This is a genomic window from Victivallaceae bacterium, assembly GCA_036659455.1.
In the GTDB taxonomy this organism is placed as follows: Bacteria; Chlamydiota; Chlamydiia; order Chlamydiales; family Chlamydiaceae; genus JAVXCN01.
The window spans coordinates 306,653-322,314 of the sequence record JAVXCN010000001.1; the positions used below are offsets into that span (position 1 = coordinate 306,653).

Genomic DNA, 15,662 nt, shown 5'->3' on the forward strand with positions numbered 1-15,662 from the left:
AATAACAATTAAAAAAAGTCACTCAAACATGCTTAGGAAGCCAAAATATCCATAATATATGAAGTGATTAATCGAACACCGAAACCAGTTGCATATTTCGGTAAATAATCATCCGATTCGTTATGATACGCCGTTCCGGCAATATCAAAATGAGCCCATGCCGTGTCTTTAACAAAACGCTGTAAAAACAGAGCAGCCGTTATGGCTCCGCTTCTGTTACTACCGATATTCTTCATATCCGCAATATCCGACTTCAAAGCCTTGTCATAACCGGCATACAAGGGCAATCTCCAAACAGCTTCGCCGGTAGTCAAGGAAGAATTTAAAAGAAAATCTGCCATAGCATCGTTATTACAGAACATTCCGGCAATATCTTCCCCCAAAGAAATGACCATTGCTCCAGTTAATGTTGCAAAATCTATAATTCTGGCCGGATGAAAATTTTGTACCGCATAGCTTATAGCATCTGCTAAAACTAAACGACCTTCCGCATCCGTACTGCCAATCTCAACAGAGTCTCCGGAGTAAGATACATAAACGTCACCTTGTTTATAAGCGGCAGCTCCTATAGCATTTTCAGTAGCAGGAATAATACCTATAATATTAGCTTTTACATCCAAAGTACAAACGGCTTGCATAATTCCTAGAACCGTAGCCCCCCCCGCCATATCTTCTTTCATAGTCAACATAGCTTTGCCCGGCTTCAAATCCAATCCACCCGTGTCGTACGTAATCCCTTTACCTATAAAAACCGAAACATCTTTAGATCGAGGTCTTCCCTCGTACTTCATAATAATAAACTTAGGAGGGACTGAGGCACCTTTGGCTACAGCAGAAAAAAGCCCCATTTTTTCATTAATAAATTTTTTATCAAGAACGGTCACATTCAATTTAGGAAAAGATTTACCCAAAGCTTTAGCCGTATCGGCAAGAAATCCAGGCGTTACATCATCCGCATTACCATTTACAAGATCTCGTGTAAGATAAACACCCTGATAAATATTTTGAATACGCTTAAAAATCGGCTCAGCAACAGCAGGCACGAGACCATATAAGGATAAATTCTCTATTTGAGATCGCTTTTCTTTAGAAAAATTACCGTATCTAGGTAAAAGATAATTAGCGGAAAGAACACCCTCAGCCAAACATTCGACGAAAGTCGAAGCAGGAATTCGATTCAACTTCGATACCGAAGGCAAAACTACGTTTACCGAAGACCATTTTTCCTTATTGCAAAACGTAGTTAAAATGCCGTAAACCTTTCTAACGGAATCTGCATTTATCTCCTCTTCATTCCCCAGTCCTAACAACAAAACGATTTTTTCGGCAGGACTATGTCTATAAACGACTCTTATTTCACCGAGTTTTCCTTCGAACCCCACTAAAGCGGAGGAAATAACAAGATCATCCGAAATCTCTTTAAGAGAAACGGCTTCTTTTGCTTTATTTTTAAAACTCCAAAAAGGAACTACGACAACATCTGCAGACGCCCTTTTAACAATAGTAGATTGAGAAGTAAACATAGAACTAATTATTTTTAAAACGGAACATTATCGCTAAGAAAACCTTCCGGATCTTCTCTGCTACCGACACCGGCATAAATGTCGGAGTTATCAAAGCCCGAAGATCCGATGGCAGATTCCTCAACACTTCCTGTATCGACTCCGGTTCTATCCGACTTACCAAAAGGACTGAATTTAAGAGACTCTACACTTATAACCAATGAAGATTGAGGAGAGCCGTCTCTAGCCAAATAAGATTCCAAGTTAAGATCGCCACCGACGATTATAGCAGATCCTTTTTTCAAATACGGCAACATCTTATCATATCGATCGTGCCAAATATTACACTTGCACCAAACAGTTTCATCTTTAGACGCCGATCTGTTCTTAACGGCTAATCTTAAAACAACCACTCTTTTACCTCGAGCGGTAGACCTTTCCTCAGGATCGGCCCCCAAATGACCGGCAAATAAACCAAACATCATATAATAATCCTTCTGATATAATCGGATACAAAAACTTAAGCTCTAATCCCATGAGAAGGAGCCTGAGAATCTCCGCCAGGAGTCGGAGCTTGAGGCATAGTATCTACACTCGGTTCCCTTCCGGCACAAATATCACTACAGACGGTTCGCCATTTAACAACGGTTTCAATAAACAATTGAGCGAAAGCTTTCAAAAGATTGGTTTCGGCATATTTCATATCTAAAACACAATGCATCAAAATCAATTGCTCCTTAACAGCAACACCGACTCCTCCTCCGGCCATTTGCCCCCCTAACATGGATCCTTCCAAAAGTTTCTCGTAAAGAGCTACTTTTCGATTAACATTTTCGGGTAATCCATCTAAAAGAGGAGAATAAACATATAGTCGATCCGAATGCTCTTCATAAGTAAGATGCAAAGAAAACTCTCCGTCAACAAACAAAATACAAGTATTATTCTGATCGAAAGCTACATCGGGAAGCTTTAGCTCTTTAGAAAAATTTCTCAAATTTTCCTCAGCATTCTGCCTTGACACGGGTAAACTCCTTCTAACGTTTAGTTGGCGCAAATCTACCATATTTGACACATTTGAAGGAACTATTTTTAGGAATTTTATTGAGATAAAATCCGATTAAAAAATTCCTTGAAATTTGAAAAGAAAATTGCTATCCGTAGTCAATTATGCCATTAAAACGTCATCAAGGAAATCCATTACCGTTCGGAGCTCAAAGAATAAATGAAAAGACGGTTAATTTTTCTCTTTTTTCCGAGCATGCTTCAAAACTCACTTTAGTTCTTCTTTTTCCGGGAAAATCGTGTTTGGAAATCAATTTCGATCCCGACGTTAATAAAACCGGAAGTGTTTGGCATATGGCATTGGAAAATTTTCCAGAAGACACATCGGTATGCTATGGTTATCGACTGGATGCTCCTCCTCATATAGGTTATGCCTATGACTACGAAAAAATACTCTGCGATCCTTATGCGAAACAAATTTGTTCATCTCACTTATGGGGAAAAGGTTCCGATTGCCTATACCCGTGCGAATCCGTTTCATCCGCATCTATGGGTTACGTTCCGAATCATCAAAACGATTTCGATTGGGAAAATGTAAAAAAACCCAATATAGCAATAAACGATCTTATCATATATGAAATGCACGTTCGATCGTTTACCCAAGATCCTTCTTCAAAAGTTAATTATCCAGGAACGTTTTTAGGAATCATTGAAAAAATCGATTATTTAAAATCTCTGGGCATCAATGCCGTAGAACTTCTTCCCGTATTCGAATTTAATGAAACGAAAAATCCGTTCATCAGTAGGGAGCATCCCGATTTATGTAATTACTGGGGATATTCTCCCATTAATTTTTTTTCTCCCATGAATCGTTACTCCACTCGATCAGAGCCGAATGCCTCCATTACCGAATTTAAAACAATGGTGAAGGAACTACACAGAAACGGGATTGAGGTTATTTTAGATGTCGTTTTCAATCATACCGAAGACAATGACAAAAATATTTATTCTCTTAAAGGCATCGATCAAACGGCTTACTATCTTCTTGATTCTTCGGGACGTCCAACAAATTATTCGGGATGCGGGAACTCGATTAGCGCCAATTATCCTCCTTCGACGGAATTAATCAGAGACAGTTTGAGATATTGGGGTCTTGAAATGCAGGTGGACGGTTTCCGATTTGATTTGGCATCCGTCATGACACGCGATTCTGATGGCACTCCTTTGAAAAAACCAACCGTATTAGAATTGATTTCATTTGATCCCGTACTATCGGATATAAAATTGATAGCGGAACCTTGGGATGCGGCAGGTCTTTATCAATTAGGTTTTTTTCCTTCAATTTGTCCAAAATGGTCCGAATGGAACGGTCAGTATAGGGATATCGTTCGACAATTCATTAACGGAACATCGGAATTGGCAGATGTATTCGTCGATAAACTTAAAGGTTCTCCTGATATTTATCCGACCCATTCTCCTTTAAACAGCATTAATTTCATTACTTCACATGACGGGTTTACTCTCAAAGACTTGGTCAGCTACAAACGCAAAAATAATTATACCAACGGAGAAAATAATAGAGACGGTACGGATGCCGATTTCAGCAATAATTTTGGGGAAGAAGGACCGTCTGCGAATTCGGAAATCGAAAACATCAGAATCAAACAGATCAAAAATTTTCAAACGGCACTTATGGTTTCAAGAGGCATACCCATGCTGTCTTCCGGAGATGAATACGGTCATACGGCAAATGGCAACAACAATCGCTGGTGCCACGATTCGTCATTAAATCATTTTTTATGGGATAAGCTACAGGAGAACGACGATCTATTTCAATTTTTCAGAAAAATGATAAATATTAGAAAAACAATGAAATGTCTTACATATCCTTATTTTCCGAAAACGTCGGAATTTCGAAAATGCGATCAAAACGGAAATGAGATTGAAGAGGCTCGTTTTTGCCCATTAACGGCGATTTGCATTAAAGACGAAGACTGTCTTCTCTATATTGCCTTCAACGTATCGAATAAAACGATAAAAGCGATTCTACCGAAAAACGATAAATACGACACATTTTTCGAAATACTCACCTCAAGTCAACTACAACAACAGGATATTAACGATCATATCAAATTAGCTGCCTATTCATCCGTAATTCTCAAAAGCAATCTTAATAAACGGCTTCGTCCCAACCGTCTATAACCATGAACTCGACTTCCGGATAAAATACTTCCAAGATCTGTTTAGCATTAAACCCCTGTGCAGCCAAACGAATGATTTTATCTTCGATTTCACCTTTTAATTTGGGTTCGATTAACGTAACGGGATTATCTAAAATAAGGCGCATTGTCCAATCAACGGCTTCTTCAACTCCGTAAAATCTTTTCGTCACTCCATAACCTAAATATCCTTCTTGATCAGCTCTTAAATGCCACAATTTGTCATATGAGGCTTGAGCCAAAAGCCTTTCATAAAAAGCCGTCCTTTCCAAAATAACGAATGCCGACAAAGCCTCTTTCGGAACAGCTTTTAAATATTTCACGGATAAGACCGAACGCAAAAAATCTTCGGAAGAAATTTCGTTGACAACGGATAATGAGAGATTATCTTCAGCGAGATAAATGTGAAGGCTCCCTTTGTACTGGAGCCCGTTAACGAACAGAGTTCCATCTTCTTCCGTGGAAGTCAAAACAAGATGTTTGGATTCCGTTAACTGTTCACCCCAACGTAAGGTTCCGTAGAGTCCGTGAACATTAGCTCTTTTTCCTTGATTATAGGTACCGATATAGACACCATTTCCCGATAAATCGTAAGGTCCTTTGGATTCGATCAAAACGGTAGTGGCATTTTCAACCAATAGCACCTTCAATATAGGATCCTTTTTCCGTGAAGTTTCACAAAAAGAATCCGTGACGGTTATTTCACTATTGACTTCCCGACAACAAAAACAAAACAATAAAAGCAAAAATATTGCTACTGAATGACGCATAATCTCCCCTTATCCTCTATAACCGCAACGGATATAAGCCGATTCCGTAACCATCCGTCCTCGAGAAGTTCTTTTTAATAGTCCTTTCAAAATAAGAAACGGTTCATAAACGTCCTCTATCGTCCGAGGATCCTCTCCTAAGGCGATGGCTAACGTTTTCAATCCTACAGGTCCTCCTTCATAAAACTCAATAATAGTTTTCAATAATTTAACATCAACTTCATTTAATCCCCAATCGTCTATAACAAGCATGGATAAGGCCCGTTTAACAATGTCCGGAGTCACTATGTTGTTATTTTTTATTTGGGCAAAATCTCTAACCCATCTCAATAAATGGTTAGCTATTCTAGGCGTTCCTCTGGCTCTCTTTGCTACTTCCTCTAAAGATTCATGACCGACCTGCGTATTTAAAAGAAGTGCGGAACGCTCTAAAATTCTCACTAAATCCGCCGTCTCATAATATTCCAATCTCGAAGAAAACATAAAACGGGTTCGCAACGGTTCGCTTAACAATCCGGTTTTGGTAGTAGCCCCTATTAGCATAAACGGAGCCAAATCCAAACGAACTACGCGAGCTGCGGGCCCCGAATCGATGGTCAGATCGATTTTATAATCCTCCATAGCAGAGTAGAGATATTCTTCAGCCGATCTACCCATCCTATGAATTTCATCTATAAAAAAAACATCTCCTTCCTGAAGATTCGTCAAAACTCCCAATAGATCGGAGGGCTTCATAAATTGAGGCCCTAAAGCCGTAACTAAATTTTTACTTAACGAACCGGCAATGAGATAAGCTAATGATGTTTTACCTAATCCCGGAGGCCCGAAAAACAAACAGTGTCCCGGAACTTCTCCACGAGATTGCGCCGCATTCAAAAACAATTCCAATCTTTCCTTAATATCTTTTTGGCCGAAAAATTCACAAAAATTCTTAGGTCTTAGAGAAGATTCGAATCTCTTGTCACTCACAAACGCAGGTCTGACTTTTTCCATCATCGGGAGATAAAATGTAACTTAGGATTAATCTGCATCTTAACCAAAAAAATGAAACTTGTCAGCAAATAAACAAAAACGGATAAAACGAAACCGTTTAAAATACGAATCGTTTTTTATTATAAAATATTTCGCAGTCATGTTAAATTGGACGCAAGCGACTGCTTGGAATCGAAAAAGCGGTCCGTTAATATTAAATCCGGAAGATCACCATGGGCATTAAAGAAGACAGCTGGATTAGTCGGATGGCTTCCGAACGAGATATGATTTCTCCGTTCGTAGATAAACAAGTCAATCATAACGAGCAGACGGGAGAAAAGTGCATCAGTTACGGCCTATCAAGCTATGGTTACGACATTCGTGTTTCGGAAGAATTTCTTGTCCTCACTAATGTTTATAATTCAACTGTCGATCCGAAAAAATTTACGGAAGATTCTTTCGTACCGATTAACGGAAAAGTCTGTATCGTTCCTCCTAACTCTTTTGCCTTAGCTCGAAGTGTGGAGTATTTTAAAATACCCCGAAACGTATTGACGATATGTCTGGGGAAATCAACTTATGCTAGATGCGGAATCATCGTAAACGTCACTCCGTTCGAACCGGAATGGGAAGGACGAGTCACTATAGAAATTTCAAATACGACTCCTTTGCCTGCAAAAATCTATGCAGGAGAAGGAATTGCCCAAGTGTTGTTTTTTGAATCTGAAAAATCCTGTGCCGTATCATATGCAGATCGTAAAGGAAAATACCAAAAACAAGAGGGAATAACGGTTCCTTTCGTTTAGGATTTCATTGAGCGTGAATATGAAAGATTTTTCTCTTTCAAAAATTTTCGATTTACTCATTCTGAAATCATGGTGGGTGTTCACTATTTTTCTTTTCGCTTTATTTGCGTTTGAGAAGGGTATTAATGCACAAAATACGGAAATCAAACGTTTAAGAGATCGTGTTCGTCAACTTGAAAGAGAGATCGATAATGCGTTCGATACGGAACGGATGCTTCGTGATTACATAGATCATCATGAAGATATAAAAACAATAGAATTTATCTTGATGCAAAAGTTAGGTTTGATTCCAAAAGAGCATGTTAAGATTTGTTTTTTTCGAAATTCGGATATCCCTAAATGATTAATGCATTTTTAATATTTTCGATTATCGCTCTGACTTTAGCATCAAGTTTCATCTCTTTATCGCACATCGCTTTGTTTTCTTTGCCCTCCAGTCTGATTGCGCACTACAGAAAATCCGATGATAAAAGCAAAAAATTAATCAGTAATCTGCTCTCCCATCCACATCATCTTTTAATTACCTTGATTTTTTGCGATATTGGCGTCAACATCGGAATTCAAAATTTCGCGGCAGTACTTTTTCAAAATCATTCATCTTGGATACCAAAAGTATGTTTTCCATTGGTATTGACTCTAATTTTAGGAGAAATTTTACCAAAAGCCGTCGCCATGCCATACAATACCCGTATCTCTAAAAAAATTGCACCCTGGATACGGATAATCAAAAAAATATGCGATCCTTTTCTGAATTGGTTAACCACAGGAATCAGTGCTGCCCTTAATTTCTTCCTTCCTTCGAAATCTTCCGAACACATCTCTCCTAAAGAACTCAAAGAAGTTCTCCAAAGTTGCAAAAATTACGGATTGGTCAGTCAAGAAGAAGGACAATTGATTTACGGCTATCTGTCCTTAAGCGATTGCTCCGTAAAAGAACGTATGCAACCCAGACACGAAATTTTATTTTACGATATTAATTCTTCGATATCGGAACTTTATAATCTGTTTAAGGTCAAACAATGTTCGAGAGTACCCGTTTGCAACGGAGACATTCAAAATATACTAGGAATTTGTTCGGCAAAAAGCCTCCTTATGAATAAAACTTCCGTTATTCAAGTCACGGATCTCATAGCCATACTTCATAAGCCCTATTACATGCCCGAAACTATTTCCGCTAAATCCGCACTTTGTCATTTAATCGCAGAAAAAGAAACTATGGGTATGGTAATCGATGAATACGGTTCGATAGAAGGATTGATTACTCAAGAGGATTTATTCGAAATAGTAGTCGGAGAAATCATAGACAAACGAGACGATCGGATGCTTTACACTGTGTCTAATCAAGAGGTCATCATTGCCGCAGGTAAAATGGAGTTAAGCGAATTGCAACAGATTTTCAATGTCGAACTTCCGACCAAAAATAATGTCGTCACTATCGGAGGTTGGTTGACCGAACAATTCGGAACGATTCCTGAAACGGGAACTAAATTCGAATGGAATAATCTCTTGTTCCAAATATTGGACGCTGCTCCCAATAAAATCCGTCGTATCTATATAAGGAAATTCGATGCTTAAAAATTCGACTCTTTTCTGGCTAATCCTTAATTTTCTGTGTATTGCAATACAAGGATTTTATTCGATGATGGAAATGGCTTGTATTTCTTTCAATAAAGTCCGTTTGCACTACTATCTGACGAAAGATCATAGCGCCGAATATATCAGCTTTTTAATTCAAAAACCCTATCGCTTGTTCGGAACGGTAATGCTCGGAGTGAATATTGCTCTTCAAGTCGGTTCCCAATCCGCTAGAGAATTTTATCAAGCATTAAATATCAATCCCGATTGGGCTCCCTTGACTCAAATTTTTCTTGTAGTCGTTTTTGCAGAACTATTGCCGATTACCATCGCAAGAAAATTCCCTGAAAAATTAGCTATGATAGGTGCTCCGATTCTTTATTTTTCCCATCACTTATTTTACCCGATTATTCTTCTCATCGGATGGTTAACCCAAGGTATCTATCGGATACTTAAAGTAAAAAAAGAAGATGTCAATTCCACTCTGAGCAGAGACGAGTTTCAAAAAGTTCTTGAAACGCACCATGAAGAACATGATTTCAATCTAATAGCTACGAACATTTTTTCTTTAAGCACGACCTATGCCGAAGACATTATGATTCCTCTTTCTCAGCTGCCGGTACTGTCTTCTTCAGCCTCCGTATCCGATCTCAGAGAGGTAATCTCTCAATCCGAAAATAATTTCGTACCCGTTTATCATCAGATTAAAAAAAATATTATCGGTATAGCACTGCCTAAAAATTTTATCGGCAAAGAAGATAACGAGTTCATCTCCGACCATCTGAAATCTCCTTGGTTCATTACGGGACACACTAAACTGATTCGTATTTTAACGGAGTTTAAAGAAAATCAACATACGGTAGCTCTCGTACTCGATTCTTCAGGTCAACCCCAAGGAGTTCTTACCTTAAGTACTATTTTTAAGACTATATTCAATACTCTAAGCATTGCATCGAAAAGATCGAAAAAAGTTACCGTCATCGAAAGGACTTTCACGGGCAACACAAAACTTAAGGATTTACAAAAAGAACTCGGAATTTCTCTGGTTCACTACGGTGTCGATACTTTAGCGCAACTTGTCATTACTCTTTTAGACTCTCCCGTTGAAGAAGGAGCTACCGTCATCGCAGATAATCTTTTGTTCGAAATTAAAGAAACGACGTTATCCGGTATCAAAAGCGTGACTATTAAAAATATTTTTTCTTAAATTTCGGACAACCCTCTTAACTTACGAACCGTTTTACCTACGATATCGACAACCTCTTTGATTTCGGTTTCCGACGTAAAACGACTCAATGAAAATCTCAAAGTAGATATGGCTTCTTCTTCGGGAATTTTCATTCCGTTCAATACTTTAGATACGGTTTGGGCTCCGGAAGCACAAGCAGTTCCGTAACTCACTGCCAATCCTTCTAGATCAAATGCAGCTTGTAGGATTTCGCCTTCCAAACCTTGAAAAGCGATACTGCTAATATTAGTGGTTCTGGGTTGATTCCTGCAATGAACCTTGACATCCGGAACCTCTAGAATCATTTGATCTTCCAATAAATTTCTAAGGAAAGACATATATCCACCGATTTCATGAATCACCGGTCTTACTTTATTAAGAATAAAACCTAAACTAACTATTCCCCAGAGATTTTCTGTGCCCGAACGAAATCCTTTTTGTTGTCCGCCCCCTACAATCTGAGGTATTAATTTAAAGGAAGGACTTAGGACGGCCGCTCCGCTTCCGGGCAAGGCATGTATTTTATGCCCACTGAAACAAATACCGGACACTCCCTCGGGAATGATAACTTCTTCTTTACAAACGATGGCAACGGCATCGACTATCAAAAACAATTTTCGAGTCAAAGCAAAAGATGCTACTGAAGCCAGATCCAATTTAGCCCCGGTTTCACTATTGACCCATCCGATTACGATAGCGACCGTGTCATTACGAACGGTTTCCTTTATTTGTTGAAGAGTTATCATGCATTCACCTTCCGAAGGGTCTAAATAGGAAACGGCATTAGGCAGCGATTTTAAAGATTCTATAATCGACGGATGTTCTAAAGAAGAAGAAACGATATGTCCTTGAGGTAAACTCTTAATCATCAAATTAAGGGCCTCCGTAGCTCCTGAAGTAAAAATCACCTCGGATTTTTTCGACATCCCGAAAAAAGATCGAATAATTTCTTTTGTTTCTGAAAGTAGAGCTTTGGAACTTCTACCGAAAAAATGCGTACTGGAAGGGTTTCCGAAGTTTTTCCCGGAAAATAAATCATAGAGATACTGCATCATCTCAGGATCGGGAAAAGCCGTAGAGTTATTGTCTAAATAAATCAAAAAACCTCCACTAGAAGTACGGTAATATTGTCCTTTCCTCCTCTCATGTTCGCCAGTTCCACTAAGTGATTGCTCTTAACTTCCAAGCTCCGATCCGAAAAAAGAACATCTGTCATCTCGCGTTCATCGATAGCGTTACTTAAACCGTCGGAACAAAGACAAAAGACATCATTTTTCAAGTAACTGACATGATAAACATCAGGATTTAAATACGGATTAATTCCGATAACATTCGTTAAAATATGCTTATAAGGCAATAAATCGGACAATCCCGAATAACCCTCATTATACCTTTTCATGGCTAAAGAGTGATCTTGAGTTAATTGTTCCATTCGATTTCCGCGCACTCTATAAATCCGACTATCACCTACATGAGATAGAAAAACCCTATCATTCATGAAAGATATCGAACTTAAGGTCGTCCCCATTCCGGTTAAGCGATTATCGGATACGCCTTTTACGTAAACCCACTCATTAACCCTACATAATATTTCGGTTAACAGATCCACGTATTCATCGGCATTTCGAAAAAAAAACGAAGAACGGGCTTCTTCAAACAAAGAAATCCATTTTAAGACCGCCTCTTTTGAAGCAACTTCGCCTGCCGTCCGTCCCCCCAGACCATCGGCTACGACAAACAACCCTCCTTCCGGATCGGCCGTCCAAAAATCCTCGTTTTTCGAACGTACTTTGCCAATGTCACTTAATCCGAAATAGTCCAAAGCCAACATAAAAATCCGACACCCTTAACCGTAAGACCTTAATGAACCGATTTCCAAAGTTTTAACCGGAAAAGTGTTTAAATGTAAAACACCTATACGTTCGGATCAAAAAATTTTATTAAAATGCAATCCGGCAGCACTTTTTCAGTCCTGTTTTTAAAGATAAATCCTATCCGCTATCAATGGAAAGAAAAATCGAAAATTCATTGAAAACTTCTGAGTTTTCAACGAAATATTGATTCACATTTTTAAAAAATATTGCTTTAAGTATAGTGGCATGTATTGAGGATGATATTCCTTTATGTAAGGTCGGTTAGTATGAAGCGTATGAGTAGATTAGCTTTGGTTTTGGCTTGTGTTACAGGATCTTTCTGTTTTTCGGGATGTGGTCCGGCTTATACCTCAATGCTTTATAAATCCGGAAGCAAGACGAGAGGAATAGCTCTCATGTTACCGGTTGTTCAAACGACGGCCAGCGTTTTGGCTTCTTCGGCAATCAATTGGGATTTGAGGGAAGAATTTAATACGGAAATAGCTCGCCGGTTAAGTAATTCCGGAAAAATTTATTTATTAAACCAAAACGTCTCCTCATATGTTGCTGAAGCCTTCAATTCTCCCATCAGCATTGTTGAATCTGCGGTATCGTCTCAAGTTTTACCTGCGGAATTCGTTATTGCTACGGAAATTTTAGAACAATCATTGCCTAAAAACGAATCCGACCCCATACGGGTTTCGGCTAGAGTTCGTCTTTTTGACGTCCGAAAAGGCTCCGTTAAACTGGTCTATCAAGAAATAATGGAAATCAAACAACCCCAAGCTACTATTTCATCCGATTATAATCGTCTGAATTGGCAACATAAAAATTTCGATTCAACCCCGCTCGGTTTAGCACATAATCGATTAATTAAGGAAATCGTTGCCAGAGTTGAAGGATACGTCTGTGCGAATTATTAATCGATGTTGACGTGAAAATCAATCTGCCGTTTTCTTATCTTTTTGCCTTTTTGTTTACGATTTTTTCTTATGCTTGCGGTTTTTTTACCTTACCCCGTACGGTAGCCAAAACTCCATTGAAATGGTTCAATGTTTTGCTTCCTTTCTTCGGTTATTTTTTCGGAATGATTTTAGTTCCGTTAGCGATAATTTATATACCGCAATCCGATTTCGGAGAAAGTCTTGCTTTTTTGGTTTCAGGGCTCCTTCCCTTTATTTTCGTAATTTCTTACTACGGCAGTTTAAATAAGACCCTCAAGAAAAGTATTTTTTGGAACCTTCCTACCAGGCCTCGAAAAAAAATCTATTCCGCTCTTCTGACAACCGCCGTTTATTCTCTATGGTCGCTTATAATTCTCTTACCTTTAATAGGGATTCTTGGAGATATGATTCAAAAAATCATGCACACGATGTTTACGAAAATCGATTTCAGAGAACAACACGTCATAACGATGTTTAGGCGGACTACGGAAGCTTTCCGAACGTCTCAAACTATTTTAACAATCATAATAACAACAGTCCTAGTCATTCCGTTTACGGAAGAATTACTGTTCCGAGGATTTCTTCAGTCATGGTTAAGAAAAAAAGGAAGGACCTTCGCCATCATAACAACTTCTCTCATATTCGCCGGTCTACATTTTTCTCCATCTCAAGCCGATGGGAATTTCATATTGATTCCGTCTTTATTTTTAGTGTCGTTATTTTTGGGACTAGTATATGAAAAAGAAAAGAACCTTCTGGCTCCCTATCTACTGCACGCTTTGTTCAATCTAAGTCATGCTCTAATGATAATTATATAAAACGAGCCGGAGTTTTCTTGGGGCGTGAATACGGAACTTTAGGGATGCTATCTTCCGATCCTGACCCAATTCAGATCGTTTTCACCCACCTAGGTCTCCAGCTCTTCGAAAGATTATCTTTAAAAGAATCTTAAAAATCAATCCTATTCCTCAACAGAATCTTTTAAATTCGGAGCTGCAGAATCACTCAGAAAATTCAATAATACTTTTCTTAAAGCTTTTTCGGGGTTTAAATTTTTTTGTTTGGATTGATGAAATATTCGATATAAAAGATGTCCCAATTCTTCCTCGGATTCGAAATGAGTTTCCCCCTCATCGAAGGAATCCGAAGAATGATTTAAAACACGGTCAATTAAAACAAAGGTGGGGTAATCGGAAGTCATGTTTATTGTTTCCTGCGATATCGAAGATTTTTCCGTCAATTTTAATTCCGCCCAAAGTCTTTCCGCTTCTTCGGAAGAATCGACAATCAGGGAATCATCAAAAACATAAGGAGAACGTCTACGAATTTTATCCATGGCTTCCAGTGCAGGCTCTTCAAAATCACAAAGATTTTCTCTTTCGGCAACAGCACAAAGCATAACGGCTAAGCTCAAAACATCACCGATTTCGCTTACGATTTCCCCTTGATTTTCGGAATGCAACGCATCGAATAATTCCCGACATTCTTCTTCTAAACAATTCAAAAGGGAGTAAGGCGTTTGTTTATTCGACCAGAAACACTTCCGATCTTTAATAATTCCGACTATCATCTCCTTCAAATCGAAAAATGCATCAAAATCTTTCCTATTCACGAAGCTCCTCGAAGAAACAAACAGTATACCCTTCAGGTAAGAATAACATTTTTATTGAAAAACTAAAAATCAAACTTACTTTGCACTAGTCGTAAAACGGAAGCATGTCCGGACGATAACGGTAATGATTTAACTCTAGTCCAAGGAATGAAATTTTCAAAATCGTTAAGAAAATCGACTCTGAATAGAGTCGGACGTAATTTGACCTTATATCGAGTAAAAAAATGCTCCGAAACCGACAACTCTTCCCGTTCTTGAAGGTTAACCTGAGATAAAATATTACGAAACGGCATATTCGTATTTTCCGTTAAAAAAACTTGTTCTTCGACATCAAAATAAGGGAATTCATAAAGACCGGCCATTAATCCTTTATAACGAAAATTCAATAAGACACCTTCGGAAGAAATAAAAACACCCACAAGACGAAATAAGCGGGAAACACCCTTTTTCGGCAATCTTTTCGGGTATTCGGACTGAAGAGAATACTTGAAAGCATTGCAACCGGATTGTAAAGGACAGGTTTTACAAGAAGGACGTTTATTACAGACAAGGGCTCCCAATTCAATCAAGCCTTCTGCGACAATAGAGGGTTCGTCATCAGGAAGCAATCTCTCAGCTAACGAAGTGATCAAACGGCGGCCTTTAAAAGAATCTATTTTCTCCTCTATGGAAAAATAACGCGCCAATACTCTTAAAACGTTGCCGTCAACAGGAGCCGTTTTCTTACCGAAAGCAAAAGACAAAACGGCACTAGCCGTATAAGGACCTATGCCTTTAATCGAAAGTAAAGATTTCAAATCTTCAGGCCATTGACCACCAAATTTTCGAACAATTTCAATAGCTCCGGCCTTGATATTCCTGGCTCTTGAATAATAACCTAATCCTTCCCAAAGTTTCAAAATCGACTCTTCCGAAGCAGAGGCTACATCTCCGATGTTGGGAAAAAAATACATCCATTTTTCGAAATAAGGAACGACAGTCTTTGCCACCGTTTGTTGTAACATGACTTCCGAAATCCAAACCCGATAAGGCGTTTTATTAATTCTCCAAGGAAAAAATCTCTTATTTTCATTAAACCAATTGTTTAAATTTACTATCGGAAATTTCGAAACGGATATGGAACTCACTTTAACTATCACCGATTTTTTGCTAGAATCATCAATTTGAAAAACTAAAAAT

16 protein-coding genes and 1 other RNA gene are annotated in these 15,662 nt (G+C 38.5%); 7 read left to right on the forward strand and 10 right to left on the reverse strand.

Translation table 11 applies throughout. The annotated features are described in order from the left end of the window. Positions 1 to 32: 32 nt before the first annotated feature. Genes RSA43_01335 through RSA43_01345 form a run of 3 tightly spaced genes read right to left on the reverse strand, consistent with a single transcriptional unit; the run spans position 33 to position 2,523 of the window. Positions 33 to 1,523, reverse strand: coding sequence for a leucyl aminopeptidase (locus RSA43_01335; GenBank protein MEG2495931.1), 1,491 nt, complete (start codon positions 1,521 to 1,523; stop codon positions 33 to 35). A 14-nt stretch (positions 1,524 to 1,537) separates the two neighbouring features. Next, a complete protein-coding gene (locus RSA43_01340) occupies positions 1,538 to 1,987 on the reverse strand; it encodes a single-stranded DNA-binding protein (protein ID MEG2495932.1) in 450 nt (149 codons plus the stop codon). A gap of 35 nt (positions 1,988 to 2,022) precedes the next feature. Continuing rightward, complete coding sequence (locus RSA43_01345; GenBank protein ID MEG2495933.1) at positions 2,023 to 2,523, reverse strand: CesT family type III secretion system chaperone; 501 nt, start codon at positions 2,521 to 2,523, stop codon at positions 2,023 to 2,025. A gap of 146 nt (positions 2,524 to 2,669) precedes the next feature. Between RSA43_01345 and RSA43_01350 the strand changes: the two genes are divergently transcribed. Continuing rightward, the gene (locus RSA43_01350; protein MEG2495934.1) at positions 2,670 to 4,706 is read left to right on the forward strand and encodes an isoamylase; all 2,037 of its coding nucleotides are present in this window, start codon (positions 2,670 to 2,672) and stop codon (positions 4,704 to 4,706) included. Here RSA43_01350 and RSA43_01355 read toward each other — a convergent pair. Further along, positions 4,675 to 5,493, reverse strand: a complete 819-nt coding sequence (locus RSA43_01355) for a SpoIID/LytB domain-containing protein (protein MEG2495935.1) — start codon at positions 5,491 to 5,493, stop codon at positions 4,675 to 4,677. The genes RSA43_01350 and RSA43_01355 overlap by 32 nt on opposite strands. Positions 5,494 to 5,502: 9 nt before the next feature. After that, complete coding sequence (ruvB, locus tag RSA43_01360; GenBank protein ID MEG2495936.1) at positions 5,503 to 6,489, reverse strand: Holliday junction branch migration DNA helicase RuvB; 987 nt, start codon at positions 6,487 to 6,489, stop codon at positions 5,503 to 5,505. A gap of 209 nt (positions 6,490 to 6,698) precedes the next feature. On the opposite strand from ruvB, the gene dcd reads away from it, so the two are divergent. From dcd to RSA43_01380, 4 genes are read left to right on the forward strand one after another with little or no spacing between them, the layout of a single operon-like run. Next, complete coding sequence (gene dcd / locus RSA43_01365; GenBank protein MEG2495937.1) at positions 6,699 to 7,271, forward strand: dCTP deaminase; 573 nt, start codon at positions 6,699 to 6,701, stop codon at positions 7,269 to 7,271. Positions 7,272 to 7,284: 13 nt separating this feature from the next. Continuing rightward, positions 7,285 to 7,614, forward strand: coding sequence for a hypothetical protein (locus RSA43_01370; GenBank protein MEG2495938.1), 330 nt, complete (start codon positions 7,285 to 7,287; stop codon positions 7,612 to 7,614). Further along, positions 7,611 to 8,846 (forward strand): hemolysin family protein, encoded by a 1,236-nt coding sequence (locus RSA43_01375; GenBank protein MEG2495939.1) that lies wholly within the window; start codon positions 7,611 to 7,613, stop codon positions 8,844 to 8,846. Before RSA43_01370 ends, RSA43_01375 begins: the two co-directional genes overlap by 4 nt. Continuing rightward, positions 8,839 to 10,053 carry a hemolysin family protein gene (locus tag RSA43_01380; protein MEG2495940.1) on the forward strand — a complete coding sequence of 405 codons (1,215 nt, stop codon included), beginning with the start codon at positions 8,839 to 8,841 and terminating at the stop codon, positions 10,051 to 10,053. The genes RSA43_01375 and RSA43_01380 overlap by 8 nt, the downstream gene beginning before the upstream one ends. Here the strand turns inward: RSA43_01380 and RSA43_01385 are convergent. Further along, the gene (locus RSA43_01385) at positions 10,050 to 11,174 is read right to left on the reverse strand and encodes a cysteine desulfurase family protein (GenBank protein MEG2495941.1); all 1,125 of its coding nucleotides are present in this window, start codon (positions 11,172 to 11,174) and stop codon (positions 10,050 to 10,052) included. The genes RSA43_01380 and RSA43_01385 overlap by 4 nt on opposite strands. Then, positions 11,171 to 11,905 carry a protein phosphatase 2C domain-containing protein gene (locus RSA43_01390; GenBank protein MEG2495942.1) on the reverse strand — a complete coding sequence of 245 codons (735 nt, stop codon included), beginning with the start codon at positions 11,903 to 11,905 and terminating at the stop codon, positions 11,171 to 11,173. The genes RSA43_01385 and RSA43_01390 overlap by 4 nt, the downstream gene beginning before the upstream one ends. A gap of 309 nt (positions 11,906 to 12,214) precedes the next feature. Between RSA43_01390 and RSA43_01395 the strand changes: the two genes are divergently transcribed. Together RSA43_01395 and RSA43_01400 are read left to right on the forward strand one after the other, a co-directional pair. Then, complete coding sequence (locus RSA43_01395; protein ID MEG2495943.1) at positions 12,215 to 12,850, forward strand: CT253 family lipoprotein; 636 nt, start codon at positions 12,215 to 12,217, stop codon at positions 12,848 to 12,850. An 11-nt stretch (positions 12,851 to 12,861) separates the two neighbouring features. Further along, entirely contained in the window at positions 12,862 to 13,689 is an 828-nt protein-coding gene (locus RSA43_01400) for a CPBP family intramembrane glutamic endopeptidase (GenBank protein ID MEG2495944.1), read from the forward strand. A gap of 2 nt (positions 13,690 to 13,691) precedes the next feature. On the opposite strand, the gene ffs is transcribed toward RSA43_01400, so the two are convergent. The 3 genes from ffs to mutY all read right to left on the reverse strand — a co-directional run bounded on the left by ffs (position 13,692) and on the right by mutY (position 15,610). Then, an RNA gene (ffs, locus tag RSA43_01405) (signal recognition particle sRNA small type) lies at positions 13,692 to 13,791 on the reverse strand. 41 nt (positions 13,792 to 13,832) lie between these two features. After that, positions 13,833 to 14,483, reverse strand: coding sequence for a MazG nucleotide pyrophosphohydrolase domain-containing protein (locus RSA43_01410; GenBank protein ID MEG2495945.1), 651 nt, complete (start codon positions 14,481 to 14,483; stop codon positions 13,833 to 13,835). 62 nt (positions 14,484 to 14,545) lie between these two features. Further along, entirely contained in the window at positions 14,546 to 15,610 is a 1,065-nt protein-coding gene (gene mutY, locus RSA43_01415; protein MEG2495946.1) for an A/G-specific adenine glycosylase, read from the reverse strand. Positions 15,611 to 15,662 lie beyond the last annotated feature (52 nt).

Coding starts and splice junctions, on each gene's coding strand:
- RSA43_01335 (MEG2495931.1), bottom strand. CDS start 1,523: ATGTTTACTTCTCAATCTACTATTGTTAAAAGGGCGTCTGCAGATGTT.
- RSA43_01340 (MEG2495932.1), bottom strand. CDS start 1,987: ATGATGTTTGGTTTATTTGCCGGTCATTTGGGGGCCGATCCTGAGGAA.
- RSA43_01350 (MEG2495934.1), top strand. CDS start 2,670: ATGCCATTAAAACGTCATCAAGGAAATCCATTACCGTTCGGAGCTCAA.
- RSA43_01355 (MEG2495935.1), bottom strand. CDS start 5,493: ATGCGTCATTCAGTAGCAATATTTTTGCTTTTATTGTTTTGTTTTTGT.
- ruvB (MEG2495936.1), bottom strand. CDS start 6,489: ATGATGGAAAAAGTCAGACCTGCGTTTGTGAGTGACAAGAGATTCGAA.
- dcd (MEG2495937.1), top strand. CDS start 6,699: ATGGGCATTAAAGAAGACAGCTGGATTAGTCGGATGGCTTCCGAACGA.
- RSA43_01375 (MEG2495939.1), top strand. CDS start 7,611: ATGATTAATGCATTTTTAATATTTTCGATTATCGCTCTGACTTTAGCA.
- RSA43_01380 (MEG2495940.1), top strand. CDS start 8,839: ATGCTTAAAAATTCGACTCTTTTCTGGCTAATCCTTAATTTTCTGTGT.
- RSA43_01390 (MEG2495942.1), bottom strand. CDS start 11,905: ATGTTGGCTTTGGACTATTTCGGATTAAGTGACATTGGCAAAGTACGT.
- RSA43_01395 (MEG2495943.1), top strand. CDS start 12,215: ATGAAGCGTATGAGTAGATTAGCTTTGGTTTTGGCTTGTGTTACAGGA.